Raw genomic sequence first — 23,812 nt, forward strand, 5'->3', positions numbered from 1 at the left:
AAGAGGAAAGGAGTTTTTGGATGACCAATCAAAGCGGGTTGATGGGCGGTCTATTTACACTTTGTGTATGGTTTATGAGATTTTCAGCGGCCAATGTATTATGGTTGCTTTTTAGCTTCCCTATCGTATTTTTAGGATTAAATATGCTTGTACTTGGTAGGGTAGAGACAATGATGGTGTTCCTTGTACCGATGATTGCCCTACTTCCATTTGTATTTTTTCCCGCGACGACTGCAATGTTTGGGATGGCAAGGGATTGGGTCATTAAAGATCGTGATGGCAGTTCGTTAATAAAAACTTATTGGCAATACTACAAAGAAAATTATAAAAGAAGTATCGTGAATGGTCTCGTAATGACCGCGATTTGGGTGGTTTGGGTCGTAGATGTTTATTATTTCTTTGAAAATAATTTTTACTTATTTATTTTCTTTTTAACGATGGGCATTGTGTTGTTTGTCTTGACGATTAATCTATTTTCCATCACAGTTCACTACGATATGACATTTCGAGAATCGATAAAAAATGCATGCTTGATTACTGTAGGTAGTCCGATTTTATTTGTAGCAATCGCGATAAGTAGTGGCATAATTATCTATATGAGTTTCAATGTTTTCTTATTTTTGCTGCCGTTCTTTACGGGTTCCCTTATTGCATTTTTATCGTTTGCTGCATTTTATAGTCGGTATTTGAAGATTACACAGGCAGGCAGTGATTCTGGAAGTTGAGATGAATCTATAGTTGCAGAAAATAAAAAGTCGTGATACTCTATAGAGGAATTACCATGCAAGCGGTTTCATAGAGTGGTAGATACCTAAATTATTAGGATGCTAACTCTCTATACTGTCTTGTGCAACCGTTTGCACTAATAAGAAAGGGGAAGGTTAATTTGAAAAACAGAAAATCATTTTTTCGTATTGTTTCGATAATGTTAGTTGCTGTGCTTGCATTAGTTGGTTGTTCATCTTCTAATGACAGTGGCAATGACAAAGAAAAATCATCGGAGGATCAAGTTACAGTCGATATCTTTCAATTCAAGGTAGAAATTAAAGATCAATTTGAAGACTTAGTCAAAGTGTACGAGGATGAAAATCCAGGTGTGAAAATCAACGTTAAAACAGTTGGCGGCGGAAATGATTATGGTGGTACTTTGAAAGCAGCATTTGCTTCAGGCGATGAGCCGGCAATTTTTAACGTAGGCGGTCCTTCCGATGTTGAAGAATACAGAGCGTACTTAGCGGATTTAGCTGATACGGCCGCTGCGGAGGCTGCACTAGACGGAACATTAACAGCCGTTCAAGAGGACGCTAAAGTTTTAGGCTTACCTTTCAACCAAGAAGGGTATGGTTTAATTTATAACAAGAATGTATTTGAAGAAGCAGGCATTAACGTAGAGGACATCGTTACATTCGAAGATTTGCAAAATGTTGTAGAAACATTAGATAAACAGAAAGAAGAGCTAGGCCTAGATGCGGTATTTGCTTTGCCGGCAAAAGAACTTTGGGTATTAGGTGACCATATTTCAAATATGTTTATCGCACCGGAGTTTAACAATGATATTCAAGAAGCTTATCATGCAGAAACAATTGCTTTGGAAAAAGGCGACGAGCTGAAAAGATATTTAGACTTACAAAATAAATATTCAGTTCAACCAATTTTAAGTTTGGATTACTCACAACAAGTGGAGCAATTATTTTCTTTAGAAAAAGTTGCAATGATCCAACAAGGAAACTGGGTGTACAATTCAGTTTATGATATGGATCCGGATTTTGCGGAAAATGGCATTGGAATTTTATCAGTACCAGTTGAAGGATTTGAAGGACATATTCCAGCGGGCGTTCCAATGTTTTGGGCAGTAAATGATAAAAAAGATGACAAAGTAGTTCAAGCAAGTAAGGATTTCTTAGATTGGTTGTATACATCTGAAACAGGGAAAAATGCTGTATTAGAAGACTTTAAGTTTATTCCAGCTTACAAAGATTACGATGCGGAAAAAATTTCTGATCCACTTTCAAAGCAAATTTATGAGTTTGCTGAGGTTGGAAAAACAATCGAAGGATGGGTTTACCAAGCAACACCAACTGGATGGAACCAAGAAACACTTGGGGTAAACATTCAAAAGTATTTAAGTGGCGATATGGAATGGGATGAAGTGATTTCCAAGTCAATCGAAAAGTGGGAAGCGGAAAGACAATAAGTATGAGCCCATGTTAAAGAAAAGTTGAAAGCGTTACCAGCTCGTTGACATTATTTAATCTGAAAAATGACTGAGGGGTAGTGCTTAAACATTGCAGCGAACAAATACATATTCAATTTGTTCGCTGCTTTTTTTCAAAATTAATAGATGGAGGTGCTTCATGCGTAATCGCGATATTTCATTTTGGTTATTTTTGGCCCCTGTTATTTTGAGTTTAAGCCTTGTAATTATGATTCCTTTTCTTTACGGATTTGTATATTCTTTTACAAATTGGAATGGAATCAACGCGACTGAGTTTCTGGGATTTAAAAATTACATAAACTTATTTAAAGACGCGGAATTTAGAGCATCCATTTGGTTCACAACGAAATTTGCAATTGTTTCCGTAATTTTGCTGAATTTCCTTGGTTTAGGATTAGCGTTACTTGTTACACAGAGAATGCGTACGAGTAACTTTATGAGAACAATCTTTTTCATGCCAAACTTAATTGGCGGACTCATTTTAGGGTTTATTTGGCAGTTTATCTTTATTAGTGTTTTTGGTAGCATAGGAGAATTGTTGGGAATTGAAGCATTAACGGGTTGGTTATCAACAACTGCAACTGGATTTTGGGGACTTGTTATTTTAACGTCTTGGCAAATGGCAGGATATATCATGGTCATTTACATCGCTTATTTGGAAAATATACCAAAGGACTTGCTCGAAGCTGCGGAAATAGATGGTGCATCTAGTTTCCAAAAGTTCAAGAATATTATCTTTCCATTAGTTGCGCCCGCATTTACAGTGAGCATGTTTTTAACGCTCTCTAATTCATTTCAAATATATGATCAGAACTTGTCATTAACAAACGGCGGACCTTATAATTCAACGCAAATGGTCGCTATGAGTATTGTTAAAACGGCATTCACTGAAAATAAAATGGCCTATGCACAATCGCAAGCTGTTATTTTCTTTATCATTGTAGCAGCAGTTGCCGTTACAAATGTTTACTACAATAAAAAACGGGAGGTTGACATGTAATGAAGAAACGTAAACGAAAGTCCTTTTTAATCGAGATTTTCGGGTTATTACTAGCTTTGTTATGGCTCTCTCCGTTCTATTTAATGATTGTGAATGCATTTAAATCCAAACGAGATATTTTTACTGATGTACTTGGATTCCCAAGCGAGTTTGTGACAGAGAATTTCGTCAAAGCTTATATAGATTTGGATTTCACAAAGTCCTTGTTTAACTCATTATTCATTACGATTTTGAGTGTTGGCATAATAATACTTTTCTCAGCCATGGCTGGATATGCGCTAGCCCGCAATAAAAGTAGGTTGAGCGGCATGCTGCTCTTAGTTTTCGTAGCTGCGATGTTAATTCCGTTCCAGTCAGTGATGATTCCACTCGTATCGTTATTTGGAAAAGCAGATATGTTAAATAAAACAGGTTTGATTTTTATGTATTTAGGATTTGGTTGTAGTTTATCGATCTTTTTATATCACGGAGCGATGACTGGAATATCAAAGTCATTGGATGAAGCGGCAATAATTGACGGCGCCAATAAGTTTCAAGTGTTTTGGCATGTCGTATTTCCATTGTTAAAACCTATTTCAGTGACAGTTGGCATATTAAATGTCATTTGGATTTGGAATGACTATTTACTGCCATCATTAATCTTGCCTGATTCAAGTGCCACAATTCCTTTGAAAATGTTTTTGTTCTTTGGCCAGTACACGAAGCAATGGCATTTAGCGCTAGCTGGATTAACAATCGCAATTATTCCTGTGATTGTTGGTTATTTCTTTGCCCAAAAGCAAATTATTGAAGGTGTTTCTGAAGGCGCTGTCAAATAGTAGTAGATGAGGTGAAGAAAATGTCAGTAACGATTCGGGATGTTGCGAAAGCCGCAAATGTAGCACCTTCTACTGTATCACGTGTGATTTCTGACAGCCCGCATATTAGCGATAAAACAAAAAGAAAAGTACAAAAAGTAATGGAAGAACTAGGTTATCATTTAAATTATAATGCTCGAAATTTAGCACAGCAATCTACCAAAACAATTGGTATCGTCGTGAAGCATTCTACTCAAGCGTCAATGTATAATACGTTCTTTCCAGAAGTTATTGCAGGAATTAGTGCATTATGCAGTAAGTTCGACTTCAGCATTAGCTTAACGACAGGAGAATCTGAGGAAGAGATTTATAACGATACAGTGAAAATGGTACGAGGAAAAAAAGTAGATGGCATGATTGTGCTTTATTCAAAGGAAGACGACAAAGTTGTTCCTTACTTAGTTGAGTCTAACATTCCATTTGTCGTCATTGGAAAGCCGGTTCATTCGCAAGGTCAAATTACGTATGTCGATAATGACAACGTACAGGCAGCTAAAGAGGCGACGACTTATTTATTTGATTTAGGGCATAAGGACATTGCTTTTATTGGTGAGGATAATCAGTTTGAAGTAGATGAAGCAAGGTTAAATGGCTACTTATCGGCTTTAAATGAAAAAAACATCCCCATCAAAGAAGAATATATTAAAAATCTTAAATTCGATGCAGAGGAAGGAAGAAAGATTGCAGGAGAGTTGCTCGATTTAGTCGAACCGCCGACTGCACTAGTTGTTGCGAATGACTTAAATGCACTCGTTATGTTAACGGCATTAAGTGAGAAAAATATTAGAGTTCCTTATGATATGAGTATCATTTGCTTTAATAATTCAGTGCTTACACAAGTATCTAATCCGCCATTAACGACAATGGACACACATATTTTTCAGTTAGGTCATGAGTCGGCAAGTTGTTTAATTGAATTAATTAACGAACCGTCTACATTCAATAAAAGTATCATTGTTCCAACATTAATGATTGAAAGACAATCCTGTAAGCAAATGTAATGGATTGTTTTGAAACAAAATTGCAACCGGTTGCATTAATCGTGCAACAGATTGAAATAGGAGGCATTATTTATGAAGATAGTCGTTTGGAATGAAAATCGCCATGAGAATGAGAATCCCGAGGTTTCCGCGATTTACCCAGAAGGTATTCATGGGGCTATTGCAAATTTTCTTGGTGAAGAATTTGAACATGTGAAAACTGCTACGTTAGATGAACCTGAGCATGGCTTAACAGATGAGGTACTTAAAGAGACAGATGTCCTAGTTTGGTGGGGGCATATGGCACATGACGAAGTGAAAGATGAAATTGTTGAGAAGGTAAAACAAAGAGTCCTTGAAGGGATGGGGCTAATCGTTTTACATTCTGGACATTTCTCGAAAATTTTTAAGACATTAATGGGTACAACTTGCGATTTAAAATGGCGTGAGGCCGATGAAAAAGAACGTCTTTGGGTAGTAGATCCAACGCATCCAATTACAGAAGGCATTGGCGAATTTATTGAGCTGGAAAAAGAGGAAATGTACGGAGAACACTTTGATATTCCAACGCCGGATGAGTTAGTCTTTGTAAGCTGGTTTGAGGGCGGAGAAGTGTTCCGAAGTGGAGCAACTTTTAAACGAGGCAGAGGGAAAATCTTTTATTTCCGTCCAGGCCATGAAACATATCCAACTTACTATAACAAAGATATTCAAAAAGTAATTCGTAACGGAGTAAAATGGGCGGCAAATACAAATACGCCTACGCCAGTTTATGGAAATGCACAACCTTTAGAAGAAATCAAATAAATTTAAGGAGATGGGTTCATTGACAACGTTGAAAGTAGCTGTGATTGGTTGCGGAAGTATCGCGAAAAACCGTCATTTAGGAGAATTTAATAGCAATCCAAACGTAGAAATAGTCGCAGTTTGTGACATTGTTGAAGAAAGAGTACAGGAAGTTGCTGAACAATATGGAACGGAAGCTTTCACAAACTATGAAGATGTATTGAAGATTGAAGAGATAGATGCTGTAAGCGTATGTCTTCCAAACTATCTCCACGCACCAGTTTCAATTGCTGCTTTAGAAGCTGGGAAGCATGTGCTATGTGAAAAGCCAATGGCAACTTCGATAGAGGAAGCGGACGCAATGATTGAAGCAGCCAAAAAGAATGATAAAAAATTAATGATTGCACACAACCAGCGCTTTGTGACATCTCACCAGAAAGCAAGAGCGTTAATTGAGAGCGGTGAAGTTGGGAAAATCTTTAGCTTTAGAAGTGCTTTCGGCCACGGCGGTCCAGAAAATTGGAGTGCAGATGGAAAAGAGAGTTGGTTCTTTAAAAAAGATGAGGCGTTTATTGGCGCAATGGGTGACCTTGGCGTACATAAAACGGATTTGCTTCGCTATTTACTAGGCGAGGAATTTGTTGAAGTGGCTAGTTTTATTGAGACGAGCTCGAAAGAATTTGCAGATGTAGATGATAATGCAGTATGTATTTTGAAATCGGAAAGCGGCATTATCGGTACACTCGCGGCAAGCTGGGCGTATACGGCTGGGGAAGATAATTCAACAATTATTTACGGAGAAAATGCAACATTACGACTTGAAGATGACCCAAATTATTCCTTAATTGTTCAATATAGAAATGGGGAAGTTGTGAATTACGAATTAGGCGCGATTCAATCAAATGAGGAAGGCGGCCAAACGACGTCTCATACGATTGACCATTTCGTTGAGGCAATTCTTGAAAATAAGGAACCGCTTATTGACGGCGAAGAAGGAAAGAAATCGTTAGAAGTTATTTTAGCGGCATTAGAGTCGATGGAAACGAAGAAGTTTAGTCAGATTAACTAATTTGATTTAATAACAAAGGAAGTATAAGACACTTCAATGAAGCGTTCTAATCGTGTTGATTGGAGCGGAAGGCGGCGACTCCGGCGGAAACAGCGCGAGCTGAAAGCCCCGCAGGAACGAAGTGACGAGGAGATTGAAGCCGTGCCCGCGGAAAGCGTCCGCCTGGAGCGGAAATCAACCTTCTTCGAAATGTTAGGATGTTTGGGTGAAATAAAATTAACAGGAGGATGTATCCCATGAAACTAGGCGTATTTACAGTATTGTTTTCTCATAAACCATTTGAAGAAATGTTAGATTATGTACAACAAGCAGGGATCCAAGCAGTTGAAATTGGAACTGGTGGATATCCGGGCAATGCGCATTGTAATGTTGATGAGCTGCTTGCCAGCGCTGATAAAAGAAAAGAGTACTTAGAGCAAGTGCATTCTAGAGGATTAACAATTAGCGCATTTAGCTGTCATGCCAACCCAGTATCACCAAATGAAGCAGTTGCAAAAGAAGCGCATGATACATTTGTTAAAACAGTGAAATTAGCAGAGTTGATGGATGTTCCCGTTGTCAACACATTTTCGGGTACGCCAGGGTCAGGTGAACACTCTCAGATTCCAAACTGGCCAGTTTCACCATGGCCAACAGAGTACTCCGATATTTACAATTGGCAATGGGAGAAGAAGTTAATTCCTTACTGGAAAGAGGCGGGAAAGCTTGCTGAAGATCACGGCGTGAAGGTTGGAATTGAATTACACGGCGGTTTTTCAGTGCATACACCGTATACGATGTTGAAATTACGTGAAGCTACTTCTGAGGCGATTGGTGCGAACTTTGACCCGAGTCACTTATGGTGGCAAGGCATTGATCCTGTTGCTGCGATTAAAATTCTTGGGAAAGAAAATGCAATTCACCATTTCCATGCAAAAGACACCTATATTGACCAAGACAATGTCAATATGCATGGGTTAACGGATATGCAACCATATGGAGACGTTCAATCGCGTGCTTGGACATTCCGTTCTGTAGGCTGTGGCCATAGCATTCAAGAGTGGTCGGATATGATGAGTGCGCTTCGTACTTACGGCTATGATTATGTAGTCAGTATTGAACATGAAGATCCACTCATGTCCGTAGAAGAAGGATTGACGCGTGCGGTGACGAATTTAAAGTCGGTGTTAATTAATGAAAAACCTGCGGAGATGTGGTGGGCTTGACGGCTATACGCAGCTGTTAGATGATAGTTGTGACGTAAGTAATGCGAATGCCTGCGTCACAACTTTTTTCCATTTAACGGGAAAGTTGAAATTTAATGAACCTACATAAAAGAAAAGAGTGTTTCAAATGAAAAGGTTACGGGTTGGAATTGTTGGCGCCGGGTTAATCGCAAAAGAAGTACATATTCCCCACTATTTAGGACTATGTGACCGGGTAGAAGTCGTTGCGATTGCAGATGTCAATGAGGCGCGGGCAGAAGAGGTTGCAGAAATTTATGGGATTCCGCAAACGTATAGCTCTTATCAAGAAATGTTTACCCGCGTCAAACTAGATGCAGTTAGTATATGTATACCGAATAAATTTCATAAAGAAGCGACAATCGCAGCACTTGAAGCAGGCTGCCATGTGTTATGTGAAAAGCCCCCTGCCATGACAGTGAAAGAATCAGAACAAATGGCTGCCACAGCGGAAAAGACTGGAAAAATTTTAACGTACGGCTTTCATTACAGGTATCAATCTGATGTAGAAATCGCAAAATCGTTTATTGAAGCTGGAGAAATGGGAGAGATTTACGCAGCCCGAGTCCAAGCAATACGTAGAAGAGGCATCCCCGGATGGGGCGTTTTCACTAATAAAGAACTCCAAGGCGGCGGTCCATTAATCGATATAGGGATTCATATGTTGGATACAGCATTGTATTTAATGGATTATCCTGAGCCTGCTGTTGTACTTGGACAAACGCATCAAAGAATTGGCAATAAAAAAGGTGTCGGCCTATTTGGGGATTGGGATTACGAAAATTATTCAATTGAAGATATGGCGGTTGGGATGATTACTTTTAAAAATGGTGCTTCGATTATCGTAGAATCAGCGTTTGCAGCAAATGTTGAAAAAGACGAAACCATGCAAGTGTCATTAATGGGCGATGAGGGTGGCGCAGATATATTTCCGTTAAAGTTTTACCAGGAAAAGCATGGCACATTAGTTGACATTACACCTGCTTATGCGCCCGAAGTGAATGGTCACCAACGTGAAATCAGTCAATTTGTGGAAGGATGTTTGGGCGGAAAACTTCCTTACAGTACACCAGAACAAGGTGTTATTATTCAAAAAATCGTGAATGCACTTTATGAGTCAGCTGGGACCGGAAAGGCGATTATTTTTTAAAAATAAAAGTAAGTCTCTAGTCACTGAAGAGGCTTATTTTTAATTGTAAAGAAAAACCATATACTTCGAATAGAAGCTCTATTTTAATATTATTAGTAAGTAATCCTGTTATAATAGTAGGAAGATTAGGACTCGCAAAATTATCATGAAGTCGGAGGAACAGCAATGGCAAATAATCAATTTTGTAAAGTGCTAATTGTAGATGACGAGTTACTTATCAGGCAGGGGATTAAACATTCAATCGACTGGGAAAAAGAAGGATTTCAAATCATTGATGAAGCGACAAATGGTGAAGAGGCATTAGCATCAATTGACAAAAATCAACCGCATATTGTCATCACAGATATGGTTATGCCTGTGATGGATGGGGAAATGTTAACGAAAGAAATCAAAGATAAGTATCCAGAAATTGAAATCATTATTTTAAGTAGTTTTGGAGAGTTTGATTATGTACGTAATACTTTCCAACTGGGCGTTTCTGATTATATTTTGAAACCGCAACTGGAGGGCACTAGCCTCCTAACCTCGCTTCAAAAAACAGCCAAAAAAATTCCAGGTCTTATATTGCAAGAAAAAGCTGACAATGCAACGGTAAATTCAATAGATGATGTAATAAATCGCGTTATGGCAGGAGAAGAAATAGAAGAAAATCAGTCATTTGTTGAAGATTATTTCCCGCATAAATATTATTGTCTACTTGGTCTCACTTTTCACAATGAAAATGATTCATTAATTAAAAAGATTGAAGAACAGTTGAAGAAAAGTTTTACACAAATTTATATAAAAAGACTTCCTAAAAAACAAAATATATCTGCATTTCTATTTAATTTTGAGCAAGGTCAAGCGCAAGCAATTAAAGAATCTATTAGGATGACCGCTACATCTTTAACATTTACAGATGAAAAAATTGTATGGGGATTAGCAGAGCCATTTGAGGATTTCTTTCAAATAAAACGAGCCTATCAAATCGATTTAATGAAGCTATTAAATTATCATTTTTATTTAGTGGATGAGAAGATTTTCATTTACGATGCATTACCAAACTTACCAACAGTCGAAGCGTCTTTCCAACTAGCCAAATTCACGGAGCTTTTTCAACGTCGCCAATTCGAAGAAGCATTTTCATATATTGAATCTTTTACAGAGAAGTTAATGCAACAATACACGCAGGATGAATTCACGTTTAAATCGTTACTAGGAAATATTGTGTTTAATATTGTGATTTTATTAGGCAATATGGGATACGATAATAAACGACTAGACAGAGAAAAATATCATTATATCGCTTTGATTGAAGAAGGAAAAAGTGCTCCAACAACGGTTGCGGTATTGACTCAATTCTTACAAGAAGTGATATTTATCGTTGAAAATGTAGAAGAAAAATCAAATCAATCCAATATGCAGAAGTTATTAGATTATATTGACCAATATTATGCAGAGCCATTGACCTTAGCTGAAATGGGTGAGAAATTTCATTATAATCCATCATACTTATCAAAATACTTTAGCGATAATCATCATCAAGGTTTTAGCGAATATTTAAATCAGATGCGAATAAAAAAATCGATGGAATTATTGAGGGAAGGCAAGGACCCGATTGCTAAAATTAGTATGCGCGTCGGCTACTCTGATCATAGTTATTTTTGTAGAGTGTTTAAAAATTTCACTGGGTATTCACCAAGCAGTTATCGAAGAAAACATGTTCACAAAAGGTAGATTTAAATATGAGAAACCCATTTAAAAGTATCAAGGATATTGGTTTAATGACAAAAATATTTTTGGTTATGTTTTTTAGTATTAGTGCAATTACCTCTCTAATTACATTGAGTACTTATAAAATGTCTGAGAATTTATTTATAGAAACCTTTAGTATTACAAATGCTAAAGTGTTAAAGCAAATTAAAACTCAGATTGAAGAATTTAATTATTCTATTGTAAATGCAGTTAATGATCTTGAGCAAAGTCCAACAGTAATGAACTATTTGATGAAAACTGATAAAACACATTTAGAAATGATCAATTCGTATTATGATATGCGTTTTAAAATAGAGGATATTAGTAGACATTTGGATGGCTATGATACTGGAATTACAGTGGCTGGCAAAAACGTTCAAAGCTTTTCGACGAATCGAGTTTATTGGCCGATTTCAGAAGATCTTTTGGAAAGGCATTCAATTACGAAAAGCTCACTTCAAAATCCTAAAAGGCTCATTTATCATTATGATACTTTTCAAGTGGATAACATGGAGAAGTCAGCAATCGTCGCATCCAGAGCACTCATCGATCGAAAAAATGAAGATGTATATGGAGTTCTGTATATTACGATGCAAGAACCCCAATTTCAACAATTTTATGCAAGTTATACGAGTGAGGGAAATGATGTTGTGCTTATAAATGGTGATGGCATCATAGTATCTAGCAATCAAGCTGAATTGATCGGGCAGAAGGAACTTGAACTATTCAAAGTTGCAAAGGAAATCGAAGCGCGTGGTTTAAGTTACAAATCGATAGGCTTTTTTGACAGAGAAAAAATTGTTCTGGCAGAGTATTTATCGGCCTTGGACTTATATGTCGTTAATTTAATTGACCAAAAAATCGTCGTTGATAATATTATTAATAAAAAATCCATCGTCCTGATTAGTTTACTCATAATCGCAATTGCAACTTTGTTTATTTATTTAATTTCAAGGCGTTTAACAAAATCATTAACACACCTTGTTTTTCAAATTAATAATAGTGCGAAGGATCGTTTTAATTATTATATCGATGTGCCAGGTAGTTATGAGACGAGACAAGTAGCAACCGCTTTTAATACGATGTTAGATGAGCTCCGAGAATACGTGGATGAATTAATGATTACACAAGAAAAGCAGCGTCATGCTGAATTAACAGCATTGCAACAACAAATTAATCCACATTTTTTATACAATACGTTAGCGTCAATAAAAATCATCGCGGCGCAAGGCGATATTGAGAAAGCGACGAAACTGATTAATAAGCTTATTTCATTACTCCAAAACACGATTGGTCATATGAGTGAAACGAATACAGTCGAACAAGAAATTAGTAATATGAAAGATTATGTTTATATTAACCAAGCCCGTTATGGTTCACAAATTCGCGTGAATTTTTTTGTGACGCCTGAAAGTTTAACTTATGAACTGCCAAAATTGATGATTCAGCCATTTATTGAAAATGCATTTTTCCATGCGTTTAATAAAAAGACTTCAGGTTTTATTCATATTATGATTGGAACGCAAGGAGATACATTAATTTGTGAAATTGTTGATAATGGGGACGGAATGGTTATTCCAAGTGGTAAACGATTGCCTACTCGTCAAAGAAATGAACAATTACGTAGTGGGATAGGGGTTCGTAACGTACATGAACGGATTGAAATTATGTATGGTAAAGCGTATGGTGTAGAATTTTCAAGTTCATTAGGCGAAGGGACAAAGGTGAAAATACGTCTACCGATAATTAAATCAAATTTGTGATTAAAAACAGTAAAAAACATTCTTGTGTGCTCGTTTACTTTCGCACGCAGAATGTTTTTTGTTTTATTAACGATAAAAAGTTCTATTATCTAAATAAAATCCTAGTGAATAATAAGACTATTCAGAGAAGGTAAAGGAAGTCCAATTTCATGTAGAAAATATCCTAACATCCGCTTAATTAAGATGTTAAATTATTTATAGTAAGCGTTTTCATTAAGTTGAATTGAGGAGGTAAGAGAATGAGAAGAATTGGTTTACTGCTGTTAATTAGTATATTATTGGTCGCTTGTTCTGAAACATCGGATACTAAGGGGAATAATGACAGTAATGAAATTACAGCTTGGGCATGGGATCCAAAATTTAATATTGCAGCACTTGAATTAGCTGAAAAATCGTATGACGGTGAAGAAGAAGTAGAACTGAAAATCATTGAAAATGCACAAGATGACATTATCTCAAAGTTAAACACGGGATTGGGCTCTGGAACTATGAAAGGAATGCCTAATATCGTGCTCATTGAGGATTATCGTGCACAAAGTTTTTTACAATCCTATCCGGATGTCTTTTATGACCTATCAGACTACTTGAATGCGGAAGATTTCGCAGACTATAAAATTGAACCAACTAGTTTAGACGGAAAAATGTACGGATTACCTTTTGATACAGGGGTAACAGGATTGTTTATAAGAACAGATATTCTTGAAGAAGCTGGCTATACGGTGGAGGATTTTAAAGATATTACTTGGGATGAGTATATCGAAATGGGAAAAGATATTCGAGAAAAAACTGGCAAGCATATGTTAACGCTCGATTTTAATGATTTAGGCATCATTCGTGTCATGGCACAAAGTGCTGGTAAATGGTATTTAGAAGAGGATGGCGTCACACCAGATTTAGCAAATAATGAAGCGTTAAAAGAATCGTTCCGTATTTTTAAAACGTTAATTGACGAAGACGTAGCTGGTATTCATACAGACTGGAGTCAACTTTTAGCAGGCTTTAACAGCGGGGATGTCGTTTCGGCCGTTCAAGGTAGTTGGATTATTCCGAGCATTAAAGCGGAAGAATCTCAGTCGGGTAAATGGGAAGTCGTTCCGATTCCACGTTTAAATCTTAAAGAAAGTGTTAGTGCATCGAACTTGGGTGGCTCATCATTTTACGTATTGAATATTGATGGAAAAGAAAAAGCAGCTGAATTTCTCAAAAATACATTTGGTTCCAATGTAGAATTCTATCAAGACCTTATGAGAGAAGTCGGCGCCGTTGGAACATTTTTACCAGCAGCAGAAGGTGAAGCCTATCAAACAGAAGATGCGTTTTTCAGTGGACAAAAAATCTATGCAGATTTAGCGAGTTGGATGGAGCAAGTGCCACCGATTAATTACGGGATTCATACGTATTCAATTGAAGATATTTTAATCGTTGAAATGCAAAATTATTTTAACGGACAAGATGTAGATAAAGTATTGGAAAGTGCACAAAAGCAAGTTGAGTCGAGATAAAAAATAACAAGAACGAAAGCCTCTTTATCTTTTAGTTAAGAAAAATCATAGGCTTTCGTTTCACTTTAGTTCAAACTGCCATGTTGGGAGTGATACATATTGAATCATAAAAGAAAAAGCCAAACAATTGGCTGGGTGTTTGTATTAATATCGACAGTATTTATTACGATATTTTATTTTTATCCAATGTTCCAAGCGTTACTTTTATCCTTTAAGTCGGGAATGGGAAATAACCTGGAAAATGTGGGGTTTAGCAACTATAAACGTTTATTCGGAGATCCGACCTTTATCGCGGCCTTGAAAAACACATTTATTTATTTGATTTTTCAAGTGCCAATTATGATTATATTGGCCTTGGTTTTTTCGGTGTTGTTAAATGATCCCAAATTAAGATTTAAAGGTTTTTTTAGAATCGCAATCTTTTTACCAGCTGTAACCTCATTGGTCGCATACTCGGTGATTTTTAAAAATATATTTGCCCAAAATGGGATTATTAACAAATTTTTAATCGATATCTCGCTAATATCAGAGCCGATTCAATGGCTGACCAATCCAATCTTAGCGAAAATCGTTATTATTATGGCGATTACATGGCGTTGGACGGGCTATAATATGATTTTCTATTTATCTGGTTTGCAAAATATCGATGCATCTATTTATGAAGCAGCAAGAATGGATGGCGCGAATGCGTTTCAAATCTTTACTAAAATAACGATTCCAATGTTGAAACCTATTATTCTATTCACTTCGATTACATCGACGATAGGAACTTTACAAATATTCGATGAAACTATGAATATTACAAACGGCGGACCAGGAAATGGGACAGTTTCCATATCACAATATATTTATAATTTGTCGTTTAAATATACCCCTGATTTTGGATATGCAGCTGCAGTATCATTCGTTATTGTGATACTCATCGTGTTATTTTCATTAATACAGTTTAGGGTGGCGGGTGATCGAAAATGAAGGTTTTCAAAAGAGCATTTACATATATTTTCCTATCGGTTGCGGCGTTTTTTTCCATATTCCCATTTTTTTGGATGGTCGTCAGTTCGACAAACAAATCAGTTGATGTCACAAAAGGACGTTTGTTGCCTGGCAGTCATTTATTTGAAAATATGAAAAACCTGTTCGAGACAGTGAATATGGGACAGGCATTATTAAATTCAGCGATGATTGCGATTGCAACAACAGTTTTAGCATTAATTATCGCTTCCTTAGCAGGATACGGTTTTGAGATTTATCGTAGTAGAAAAAAAGATATTCTATTTAATATTCTTTTATTATCCATGATGATTCCATTTGCTGCATTAATGGTACCGTTATATCGGATGTTTGGTGGCATTTCACAAACATTACCGATTATCGGAATAGACACATTGGCGGCAGCATTATTACCAACGATTACGACAGCATTTTTAATCTTTTTCTTTCGACAAAATACAAAAATGTTTGCAAAGGAATTAATTGAAGCAGGTCGAATAGACGGTTTATCAGAACTTGGCATCTTTTTTAAAATTTTTATGCCATCTATGAAAACAGCCTATGCAGCTGCGGCAATCATTACATTTATGAATAGTTGGAATAACTATTTATGGCCATTAGTTGTTTTACAATCACCAGAAAAACAGACTATTCCTTTATTAATTTCAAATTTGGGATCCAGTTATTCTCCAGACTACGGCGTGAGTTTTTTAGCGATTGTAATTGCGACTATTCCTACTGCACTTGTGTTTTTCTTAATGCAAAGACATTTTGTTGCAGGGATGATGGGATCGGTAAAGTAAATTTGAGCGTTATTAGCGTTTGCGAGTATTTACACTTCGAGAGGATTGTCCATATAAACATTCATTAAGAATGTAATCGATTACAAAAGTAGATTTTGAGGAGAGAAGAAAATGAAAAATAGACCAATTGCTTTACAATTGTATTCACTAAGAGAAGCAACAGAAAAAGATTTTCTAGGAACTTTGGCGAAGGTTGCCGAAATGGGGTATGACGGGATTGAGTTTGCTGGATATGGTGGTTTATCAGCGGAGGCGTTAAAAAGTGCGTTAGATGATTTAGGATTAAAAGCTGCTTCCAGTCATATCCCAATCAATTCATTAGAAAATGCCGATGAGTTGGCTGAAATAATTCGTTATCAACATGTAATTGGTAGTAATAATATCGTATGCCCATATCTTCCACCGGAAAGAAGGTCGAAGGAAGATTATTATAATCTAATTCCGATTTTAAATAGAGTGGGAGAACAGTGCTTTAAAGAAGGCATCAATTTTTCGTATCATAACCATGATTTTGAATTAGTGGCATTAGACAATGGAGAAATTCCACTCGAATTACTTTTAAATGAAACAAATCCTGAGTGGGTGCAAACAGAATTAGACGTCTACTGGTTAACGAAAGCGAATGAAAATCCTGTTGAATGGTTAAAGCGTTACCATAATCGAACGCCATTAGTACATTTAAAAGATATGACGACTGATGAAGAACAGTTTTTTGCGGAGCTAGGAACCGGCGGGGTTGATCTTTCAAGAGTTATCGAACAAGCGAGTACATCAAATGTTGAGTGGTGGGTTGTAGAGCAGGATCAAAGTAAAGTTGACCCGTTACAAAGCGTTCAAATGAGTCTTGATTATTTAAAAGCAAATTTTAAAGTATAAGAAGCTAGAAGCTAGCAAAAAATCGGTAGTGCATAACGTTAAATTTTGAGTAAAAGCAATCTAAATTGACCAAAAAGTTATGTAGGCTTTTATGATACAAACGACAATAATGGGGGCATTAAAGCGATGAAAAAGTTAAAAGTAGCTGTAATCGGTTGTGGAAGTATCGCGCAACATAGACATTTAATTGAATATAACCAGAATCCAAATGTAGAACTTGTCGCAGTTTGTGACATTGTGGAAGAGCGAGTGAAAGAAATAGCCAATGAATACAATGTGGAAGCGTATACGAATTATGAAGACGTATTGATGCTAGCCAACGTGGATGCTGTAAGCGTTTGCTTACCAAACTATTTACATGCACCTGTTTCTATTGCAGCGTTACATGCTGGAAAACATGTACTTTGTGAAAAGCCGATGGCAACGTCAAGAGAAGAAGCCGAAGAAATGATAGCGGCAGCGGAGAAAAATGATAAAAAGCTTATGATTGCGCATAATCAGCGTTTTGTCCCATCTCACCAGAAAGCGAGAGCGATCATTGAAAGTGGTGAAATCGGAAAAATTCATAGTTTTAGATCGACTTTTGGTCATGGCGGTCCAGAAGGCTGGAGTGCTGACGGCAAAGACAGCTGGTTCTTTAGAAAAGAAGAGGCATTTATTGGGGCAATGGGAGATCTAGGTGTACATAAAGCAGATTTACTCCGTTATCTTTTAGGCGAAGAATTTGTAGAAGTTGCAAGTATGATTGAAACAAGTGCGAAAGACTTTGCAGAAGTAGATGACAATGCGGTTTGTATTTTGAAGTCAGAAAGTGGAATCATCGGCACACTCACAGCAAGCTGGGCTTATACAGCGAAAGAAGATAACTCAACAATTATTTACGGAGAGAAGGCCATTTTACGTCTAGAAGATGACCCGATTTATTCCTTAATTGTCCAGTATGCAAACGGTGAAGTCGTTAAATATGGGCTAGGGGCAATTCAATCGAATGATGAAGGCGGGCAAACAACTTCCCATACAATCGACCATTTTGTGGAGGCTGTCCTAGAAAATAAAGAGCCACTCATTGACGGTGAAGAAGGTAAGAAATCATTAGAAATTATTTTGGCATCTTTAGAATCTATGAAAACAAAGAAATTTACTAGAATGACTGTTTAGTAGGGGGAAGTATCCATGAAACTAGGTGTATTTACAGTATTATTTTCACATATTAAATTTGAAGAAATGCTAGATTATGTTCAAAAGTCAGGACTTCAAGCAGTTGAAATTGGGACAGGTGGAAATCCAGGAAATGCCCACTGTGATGTAGATGCATTACTTGCTAGTGAAGAAAAACGTAAAGCATATTTAGAAGCCATTCACTCACGCGGCTTAACAATTAGCGCATTCAGCTGTCATGATAATCCCGTTTCACCAAACCCGATAATTGCTAAAAATGCACATGAAACGTTCGTGAAAACTGTTCAATTAGCAGAGCTGATGAATGTTCCGGTCGTGAATACATTTTCTGGGACGCCAGGTGCCAACGAAGACTCGAAACATTCGAACTGGCCGATTTCCCCTTGGCCAACGGAATATACGGATATTTATAATTGGCAATGGGAAAAGAAATTAATTCCTTATTGGAAAGAACAGGCAAAGTTTGCCGAAGATCACGGCGTGAAAATTGGCGTTGAATTACATGGGGGCTTTTCGGTTCATTCACCTTATACACTGCTGAAGCTACGTGAAGCAACATCTCCTGCGATTGGCGCAAACTTAGACCCGAGCCATTTATGGTGGCAAGGTATTGATCCAGTAGCGGCAATTAAAATTCTGGGGAAAGAAAATGCAATCCATCATTTCCATGCGAAAGATACGTATATTGATCAGGATAACGTCAATATGCATGGATTGACAGATATGCAGCCTTATGGCGACGTACAAACGAGAGCTTGGACATTCCGCTCGGTCGGCTGTGGTCACAGCATCCAAGAATGGTCGGATATGATGAGTGCACTTCGGACATACGGTTATGATTACGTTGTGAGTATTGAGCATGAAGATCCGCTCATGTCTGTTGAAGAAGGGTTTTCACGTGCTGTTACGAATTTACAGTCTGTGTTAATTAATGAACAACCTACGGAGATGTGGTGGGTGTAATTTTTTAAAAGTAGTTGTGGTGGAGCTAATAAGTAACCTTCATCACAACTATCACTTGTTAAATTTCAATAAGTTAATCGAAATTTAATTTACATAGAGAAAAGAGTGTTCCAAATGAATAAACTAAGGGTTGGTCTAATTGGTGCGGGTGCAATTGCAAAAGATGTTCACATTCCTTTTTATTTAGCAAATAAAGATCGGGTAGAAATTATTGCGATTATGGATATTGACGAGAAGCGGGCGAAGTCAGTCGCTGCTGAATTTGGTATTCCCTATGCATTTGGTGAATTACAAGAAATGTTTATTCAATCTCAATTAGATGCGGTCAGTATTTGTATTCCAAACAAGTTTCATAAAGAAGCAACAATTGCAGCACTTGAAGCAGGCTGTCATGTGCTATGTGAAAAGCCGCCTGCTATGACCGTAGAAGAAGCTGAACAGATGGCTGAAGTGGCTGAGAAAACGGGGAAAATTTTAACATATGGATTCCATTATCGATACCAAACTGATGTTGAAATTGCGAAGTCTTTTATAAAAGCTGGAGAAATGGGCGACATTTACTCGGCACGTGTGCAAGCAATTAGACGTAGAGGAATTCCAGGCTGGGGAGTCTTTACAAATAAGGAGTTACAAGGCGGAGGACCGTTAATTGATATAGGGATACATATGTTAGATACTGCTTTATATTTAATGGATTATCCGGAGCCGGCTGTCGTTCTTGGACAAATCCATCAAAGAATTGGCAATAAAAAAGGTGTAGGCCTGCTTGGCGACTGGGACTATGAAAATTACACAATTGAAGATATGGCTATTGGCATGATTACATTTAAAAATGGCGCTTCAATTACGGTGGAAACAGCATTTGCTGCAAACGTTGAAAAAGCCGAAACAATGCAAGTTTCCTTAATGGGTGAAAAGGGCGGTGCAGATATTTTTCCGTTGAAGTTTTTTCAAGAAAAACATGGAACATTAATCGACATCACCCCTGCGTATGCACCTGAAGTAAACGGGCACGAGCGAGAAATTAGTCAATTTGTGGAGAGTTGTTTAGGTGGAAAGTTGCCTTCAAGTACACCCGAACAAGGGGTTATTATTCAAAAGATTATTAATGCACTTTATGAATCAGCTGAAACAGGCAAAGCGATAAACTTTTAAATGAAGTGAAAGTTTATCGTTTTTACAAAAGAGGTAGGATATCTTCATATTTCGATTGTATAGGTTTCTAGACTACGAGTGATTCAAAAAGTTTTATTACCAAAAATAACGAAAAGATTTAAGTCAATTCCAAAACCTAAATGATGTTTATTTTAACATTTATAAAAAGTGTTTTTTAAAAACAAAGGGAGGACAAAAATCATGACAGAAAAGAAAGTACGCTGGGGAATCATAGGAACAGCTAGTATTGGGAAACGCTCAGTAATTCCAGGCATACAAGAATCAGATAGAAACATCGTAAAGGCGGTTGCAAGTAGGCATCTGGATAGTGCACAAAAATATGCAGATGAATTAGGTATTCCAAAAGCTTATGGAAGTTATGAGGAGTTATTAGCAGATCCGGACATTGATGCAGTCTATATTCCACTGCCAAATCATTTACATAAAAAATGGACAATAAAAGCTGCTAAAGCAGGAAAACATGTTTTATGTGAAAAACCGATGGCATTGAATGAACAAGAAGCGCTCGAAATGATTGAAGCTTGTGAAGAAGCAGGCGTTATTTTCGTAGAAGCCTATATGTATCTTCATCAACAAAGATATGAAGCGATTAAACATGCGATTCATAACGGAGAAATTGGAGAAGTTCGCGGCATTCATGGGGTATTCACGTTTGATGGCGCTGAAGACAAAGGGAATATCCGTTTTACAAAAGAATGGGGTGGCGGCTCGATTTATGATGTGGGGTGTTATCCAATTAGTGCTGCAAGATATTTGTTAAATGAAGAGCCTACTGCGGTAACTACGCATGCCTTTTTCTCTCCAGAACATGGAAATGTGGACATGATGGCATCAGGGATAATGGAGTTTTCTAATGGTGTAGCTTTAACATTTGACTGTGGAATGTGGGCAGAATTTAGAAACGAACTAGAGATTCTGGGCACTAAGGGAAGAATCATTATGGGGTCTGCTTTTATCGGAGATCAGTCTTATAGGATTATTAAAGATGGAAAAACAAATGAAATACATGATGAAAATATTAACCCATATAAATTACAAGCTGATCATTTTGCAGAAAGTGTATTAGATGGAAAACCAGTTAAATTCTCATCAGACGATATGGTTAACAATATAAAAGCTATTAAAGGCGCACTAACTTCGGCTGAGAAACAAGAAAGAATTATCTTATAAGACTCGGGGGAATCAACATGCATAAAATCAAAATAGCGAATTTAGAAAAAGAAGCAACAAGCTTAATGATGGGAACTGACTATTTTGCTCCGGAAATCATTGATCAAGTTTCGGATGTACTAGAAAACTATATTAAAATTGGGGGCAATATACTTGATACTGCCTATGTTTATGCAGGCGGGAAAAGTGAAGAAGCAATTGGCATGTGGATGGAAGAAAATAACCGTCGAAATGACGTAATCTTACTGACAAAAGGCGGACATCCAAATACAGAAGGGCCACAAGTTAATAAGCAGGCGATTGATGAAGAATTGAAAATTAGTTTAGATAGACTTCGAACAGATTATGTAGAACTTTATGCGCTCCATCGAGATGATCCATCTGTGCCGGTAGGAGAAATACTAGAAATCTTAAATGAGCATGTTGAAGCAGGGAGAATTGGAGCATTTGGCGGGTCAAACTGGTCTTTTCAACGACTTCAAGAAGCGAATGACTACGCCGAGAAAAATAACCTAATTGGTTTTTCTTTTAGCAGTCCAAATTTGAGTCTAGCTAAAGCACAAGAACCTTATTGGCCAGATTGTGTATCTGTTGATGATTCGACGCTTGCATGGCATGAAAAAACAAAATTACCGATTTTCTCTTGGTCAGCGCAAGCACGTGGATTTTTTACTGGCAGATTTACACCTGAAGACAAATCGGACAAGGACTTAGTCCGCGTATTTTATAATGATGAAAACTGGGAGCGTTATCGTCGAGCAGAGAAATTAGCGAATGAAAAAGGTGTAGAAACAATCCAAATTAGTTTGGCTTATGTATTAAACCAGTCATTCCCTACTGCTGCGATTATCGGTCCAAGAAATGAAAAAGAAATGCTTTCGTGTAAAGCTGCAACAGAGATTAAGTTAACAGAAGATGAAGTGAAGTGGCTAGATCTTCGTACAGATTAAATTGAATAAAAATTTCACATCTTTATATACTTGAATTTTGAGTTGGAGGGTTTTACATGTCGAAAATTACTTTTCTAGGTGCTGGAAGTACAGTTTTTGCAAAAAACGTACTCGGGGATTGTATGACAGTCGATGCACTACAAGATTTTGAGTTTGCTTTATTTGATATCGATCATGAGCGTTTAAAAGACTCTGAACAAATGTTGAAAAATATTAAAAAGAATCTCGGCTCTACAGTTAAAATTGTCTCTTATACAAATCGTAAAGAAGCATTAAGAGATTCTAAATATGTCATTAACGCAATTCAAGTAGGCGGTTATGAGCCAAGTACAGTCATTGACTTTGAAATCCCGAAGAAATACGGACTTCGTCAAACGATTGCCGATACGATAGGAATTGGTGGGATTTTCCGTACACTAAGAACAATCCCTGTCATGCAAGAATTTGCAAATGATATGGAAGAAGTTTGTCCAGATGCGTGGTTCTTGAATTATACAAACCCGATGGCGACATTAACAGGTTATATGCAAAGATACACGAATATTAAAACGGTTGGATTGTGTCATAGTGTTCAAGTATGTGCAAATGATTTATTAAAAGATTTAGATATGCCGACAGATAATGTTCAATGGAAAATTGCAGGAATTAACCACTTAGCATGGTTATTAGAGATTACACGTAACGGGGAAGACTTATATCCAGAAATAAAAAGAAGAGCACAAGAAAAGCAGAAGACGAAGCATCATGATATGATTCGTTACGAATTAATGAACCGTTTTGGCTACTATGTGACGGAGTCGTCTGAACATAATGCAGAGTACCATCCATATTTTATTAAAAGCCAGTATCCAGAGTTAATTGAACGTTTTAATATTCCACTAGACGAATATCCAAGACGTTGTGTGACTCAGATTGAAGAGTGGAAGCAAATGCGTGATGATTTAGTAAATAACCCAGGCTTAATACATACTCGTTCACATGAATATGGTTCTTATATTATTGAAGCGATGGAAACGGATAACCCTATTAAAATTGGTGGAAATGTGTTAAATACTGGTGGTTTAATTAGTAATTTACCTAAAAAAGCTTGTGTAGAAGTACCTTGTCTTGTCGATGCGAGTGGTGTGACTCCAACGTATATAGGTGACTTACCAGAGCAATTGGCGGCTTTAAACAGAACGAATATTAATACACAGTTATTAACAATTGAAGCTGCTGTAACAAGAAAAAAAGAGCATATATATCACGCGGCAATGCTAGACCCCCATACCTCAGCGGAATTATCAATAGATGATATTGTTTCATTATGTGATGATCTAATCGAAGCACATGGGGATTGGTTGCCAGAATTTAAATGAAAACAATAAGATAAAACCAAAGTACTGGAAATGTACTGAAATTATAAAAAGGTTTATCTATTTTGGCC

General features: G+C 37.0%; 21 protein-coding genes. All 21 read left to right on the forward strand.

What is annotated here, in order from left to right; translation table 11 throughout:
* The first annotated feature begins 20 nt into the window (after nt 1–20).
* The 21 genes from AB1H92_RS03085 to AB1H92_RS03185 all read left to right on the forward strand — a co-directional run bounded on the left by AB1H92_RS03085 (nt 21) and on the right by AB1H92_RS03185 (nt 23,744).
* Nucleotides 21–725: a YesL family protein gene (locus AB1H92_RS03085; RefSeq protein WP_115360119.1), complete on the forward strand. Its 705-nt coding sequence runs from the start codon at nt 21–23 to the stop codon at nt 723–725.
* A 161-nt stretch (nt 726–886) separates the two neighbouring features.
* Complete coding sequence (locus AB1H92_RS03090; RefSeq protein WP_243835609.1) at nt 887–2,194, forward strand: ABC transporter substrate-binding protein; 1,308 nt, start codon at nt 887–889, stop codon at nt 2,192–2,194.
* 160 nt (nt 2,195–2,354) lie between these two features.
* The gene (locus AB1H92_RS03095; RefSeq protein ID WP_115360120.1) at nt 2,355–3,215 is read left to right on the forward strand and encodes a carbohydrate ABC transporter permease; all 861 of its coding nucleotides are present in this window, start codon (nt 2,355–2,357) and stop codon (nt 3,213–3,215) included.
* On the forward strand, nt 3,215–4,033 hold the full coding sequence (locus AB1H92_RS03100) for a carbohydrate ABC transporter permease (protein ID WP_115360121.1): 819 nt from the start codon (nt 3,215–3,217) through the stop codon (nt 4,031–4,033). Before AB1H92_RS03095 ends, AB1H92_RS03100 begins: the two co-directional genes overlap by 1 nt.
* 20 nt (nt 4,034–4,053) lie before the next feature.
* A complete protein-coding gene (locus AB1H92_RS03105; protein WP_115360122.1) occupies nt 4,054–5,073 on the forward strand; it encodes a LacI family DNA-binding transcriptional regulator in 1,020 nt (339 codons plus the stop codon).
* 72 nt (nt 5,074–5,145) lie between these two features.
* Nucleotides 5,146–5,859, forward strand: coding sequence for a ThuA domain-containing protein (locus AB1H92_RS03110; RefSeq protein ID WP_115360123.1), 714 nt, complete (start codon nt 5,146–5,148; stop codon nt 5,857–5,859).
* Nucleotides 5,860–5,878: 19 nt separating this feature from the next.
* The gene (locus AB1H92_RS03115; protein WP_115360124.1) at nt 5,879–6,907 is read left to right on the forward strand and encodes a Gfo/Idh/MocA family protein; all 1,029 of its coding nucleotides are present in this window, start codon (nt 5,879–5,881) and stop codon (nt 6,905–6,907) included.
* Nucleotides 6,908–7,143: 236 nt separating this feature from the next.
* The gene (locus tag AB1H92_RS03120; RefSeq protein WP_115360126.1) at nt 7,144–8,112 is read left to right on the forward strand and encodes a sugar phosphate isomerase/epimerase; all 969 of its coding nucleotides are present in this window, start codon (nt 7,144–7,146) and stop codon (nt 8,110–8,112) included.
* Nucleotides 8,113–8,239: 127 nt separating this feature from the next.
* Entirely contained in the window at nt 8,240–9,280 is a 1,041-nt protein-coding gene (locus AB1H92_RS03125; RefSeq protein WP_115360127.1) for a Gfo/Idh/MocA family protein, read from the forward strand.
* A 165-nt stretch (nt 9,281–9,445) separates the two neighbouring features.
* The gene (locus tag AB1H92_RS03130) at nt 9,446–10,996 is read left to right on the forward strand and encodes a response regulator transcription factor (protein WP_115360128.1); all 1,551 of its coding nucleotides are present in this window, start codon (nt 9,446–9,448) and stop codon (nt 10,994–10,996) included.
* Nucleotides 10,997–11,043: 47 nt separating this feature from the next.
* A complete protein-coding gene (locus tag AB1H92_RS03135; RefSeq protein WP_243835608.1) occupies nt 11,044–12,777 on the forward strand; it encodes a sensor histidine kinase in 1,734 nt (577 codons plus the stop codon).
* Between the two features lie 239 nt (nt 12,778–13,016).
* Entirely contained in the window at nt 13,017–14,279 is a 1,263-nt protein-coding gene (locus tag AB1H92_RS03140) for an ABC transporter substrate-binding protein (RefSeq protein ID WP_115360130.1), read from the forward strand.
* 99 nt (nt 14,280–14,378) lie between these two features.
* On the forward strand, nt 14,379–15,251 hold the full coding sequence (locus AB1H92_RS03145; RefSeq protein WP_243835607.1) for a carbohydrate ABC transporter permease: 873 nt from the start codon (nt 14,379–14,381) through the stop codon (nt 15,249–15,251).
* On the forward strand, nt 15,248–16,072 hold the full coding sequence (locus AB1H92_RS03150) for a carbohydrate ABC transporter permease (protein ID WP_115360131.1): 825 nt from the start codon (nt 15,248–15,250) through the stop codon (nt 16,070–16,072). The genes AB1H92_RS03145 and AB1H92_RS03150 overlap by 4 nt, the downstream gene beginning before the upstream one ends.
* A gap of 111 nt (nt 16,073–16,183) precedes the next feature.
* On the forward strand, nt 16,184–16,948 hold the full coding sequence (locus tag AB1H92_RS03155; protein WP_115360132.1) for a sugar phosphate isomerase/epimerase: 765 nt from the start codon (nt 16,184–16,186) through the stop codon (nt 16,946–16,948).
* 126 nt (nt 16,949–17,074) lie between these two features.
* A complete protein-coding gene (locus AB1H92_RS03160) occupies nt 17,075–18,106 on the forward strand; it encodes a Gfo/Idh/MocA family protein (protein WP_115360133.1) in 1,032 nt (343 codons plus the stop codon).
* Nucleotides 18,107–18,121: 15 nt separating this feature from the next.
* Nucleotides 18,122–19,090, forward strand: a complete 969-nt coding sequence (locus AB1H92_RS03165) for a sugar phosphate isomerase/epimerase (RefSeq protein WP_115360134.1) — start codon at nt 18,122–18,124, stop codon at nt 19,088–19,090.
* Nucleotides 19,091–19,204: 114 nt separating this feature from the next.
* The gene (locus AB1H92_RS03170; RefSeq protein ID WP_115360135.1) at nt 19,205–20,245 is read left to right on the forward strand and encodes a Gfo/Idh/MocA family protein; all 1,041 of its coding nucleotides are present in this window, start codon (nt 19,205–19,207) and stop codon (nt 20,243–20,245) included.
* Nucleotides 20,246–20,446: 201 nt separating this feature from the next.
* Complete coding sequence (locus AB1H92_RS03175; protein ID WP_115360136.1) at nt 20,447–21,436, forward strand: Gfo/Idh/MocA family protein; 990 nt, start codon at nt 20,447–20,449, stop codon at nt 21,434–21,436.
* Nucleotides 21,437–21,453: 17 nt separating this feature from the next.
* Nucleotides 21,454–22,386, forward strand: a complete 933-nt coding sequence (locus AB1H92_RS03180; RefSeq protein ID WP_115360137.1) for an aldo/keto reductase — start codon at nt 21,454–21,456, stop codon at nt 22,384–22,386.
* Between the two features lie 56 nt (nt 22,387–22,442).
* Nucleotides 22,443–23,744, forward strand: coding sequence for an alpha-glucosidase/alpha-galactosidase (locus AB1H92_RS03185; protein WP_115360138.1), 1,302 nt, complete (start codon nt 22,443–22,445; stop codon nt 23,742–23,744).
* Nucleotides 23,745–23,812 lie beyond the last annotated feature (68 nt).

Origin of the sequence: Sporosarcina pasteurii (assembly GCF_041295575.1) — a bacterium.
GTDB classification, from domain to species: domain Bacteria; phylum Bacillota; class Bacilli; order Bacillales_A; family Planococcaceae; genus Sporosarcina; species Sporosarcina pasteurii.

Bases quoted from the DNA above. Each gene is read 5' to 3' on its own strand.
- AB1H92_RS03085 (WP_115360119.1), top strand. From the start codon at position 21: ATGACCAATCAAAGCGGGTTGATGGGCGGTCTATTTACACTTTGTGTA.
- AB1H92_RS03095 (WP_115360120.1), top strand. From the start codon at position 2,355: ATGCGTAATCGCGATATTTCATTTTGGTTATTTTTGGCCCCTGTTATT.
- AB1H92_RS03100 (WP_115360121.1), top strand. From the start codon at position 3,215: ATGAAGAAACGTAAACGAAAGTCCTTTTTAATCGAGATTTTCGGGTTA.
- AB1H92_RS03105 (WP_115360122.1), top strand. From the start codon at position 4,054: ATGTCAGTAACGATTCGGGATGTTGCGAAAGCCGCAAATGTAGCACCT.
- AB1H92_RS03110 (WP_115360123.1), top strand. From the start codon at position 5,146: ATGAAGATAGTCGTTTGGAATGAAAATCGCCATGAGAATGAGAATCCC.
- AB1H92_RS03120 (WP_115360126.1), top strand. From the start codon at position 7,144: ATGAAACTAGGCGTATTTACAGTATTGTTTTCTCATAAACCATTTGAA.
- AB1H92_RS03125 (WP_115360127.1), top strand. From the start codon at position 8,240: ATGAAAAGGTTACGGGTTGGAATTGTTGGCGCCGGGTTAATCGCAAAA.
- AB1H92_RS03130 (WP_115360128.1), top strand. From the start codon at position 9,446: ATGGCAAATAATCAATTTTGTAAAGTGCTAATTGTAGATGACGAGTTA.
- AB1H92_RS03135 (WP_243835608.1), top strand. From the start codon at position 11,044: ATGACAAAAATATTTTTGGTTATGTTTTTTAGTATTAGTGCAATTACC.
- AB1H92_RS03140 (WP_115360130.1), top strand. From the start codon at position 13,017: ATGAGAAGAATTGGTTTACTGCTGTTAATTAGTATATTATTGGTCGCT.
- AB1H92_RS03150 (WP_115360131.1), top strand. From the start codon at position 15,248: ATGAAGGTTTTCAAAAGAGCATTTACATATATTTTCCTATCGGTTGCG.
- AB1H92_RS03155 (WP_115360132.1), top strand. From the start codon at position 16,184: ATGAAAAATAGACCAATTGCTTTACAATTGTATTCACTAAGAGAAGCA.
- AB1H92_RS03160 (WP_115360133.1), top strand. From the start codon at position 17,075: ATGAAAAAGTTAAAAGTAGCTGTAATCGGTTGTGGAAGTATCGCGCAA.
- AB1H92_RS03165 (WP_115360134.1), top strand. From the start codon at position 18,122: ATGAAACTAGGTGTATTTACAGTATTATTTTCACATATTAAATTTGAA.
- AB1H92_RS03170 (WP_115360135.1), top strand. From the start codon at position 19,205: ATGAATAAACTAAGGGTTGGTCTAATTGGTGCGGGTGCAATTGCAAAA.
- AB1H92_RS03175 (WP_115360136.1), top strand. From the start codon at position 20,447: ATGACAGAAAAGAAAGTACGCTGGGGAATCATAGGAACAGCTAGTATT.
- AB1H92_RS03180 (WP_115360137.1), top strand. From the start codon at position 21,454: ATGCATAAAATCAAAATAGCGAATTTAGAAAAAGAAGCAACAAGCTTA.
- AB1H92_RS03185 (WP_115360138.1), top strand. From the start codon at position 22,443: ATGTCGAAAATTACTTTTCTAGGTGCTGGAAGTACAGTTTTTGCAAAA.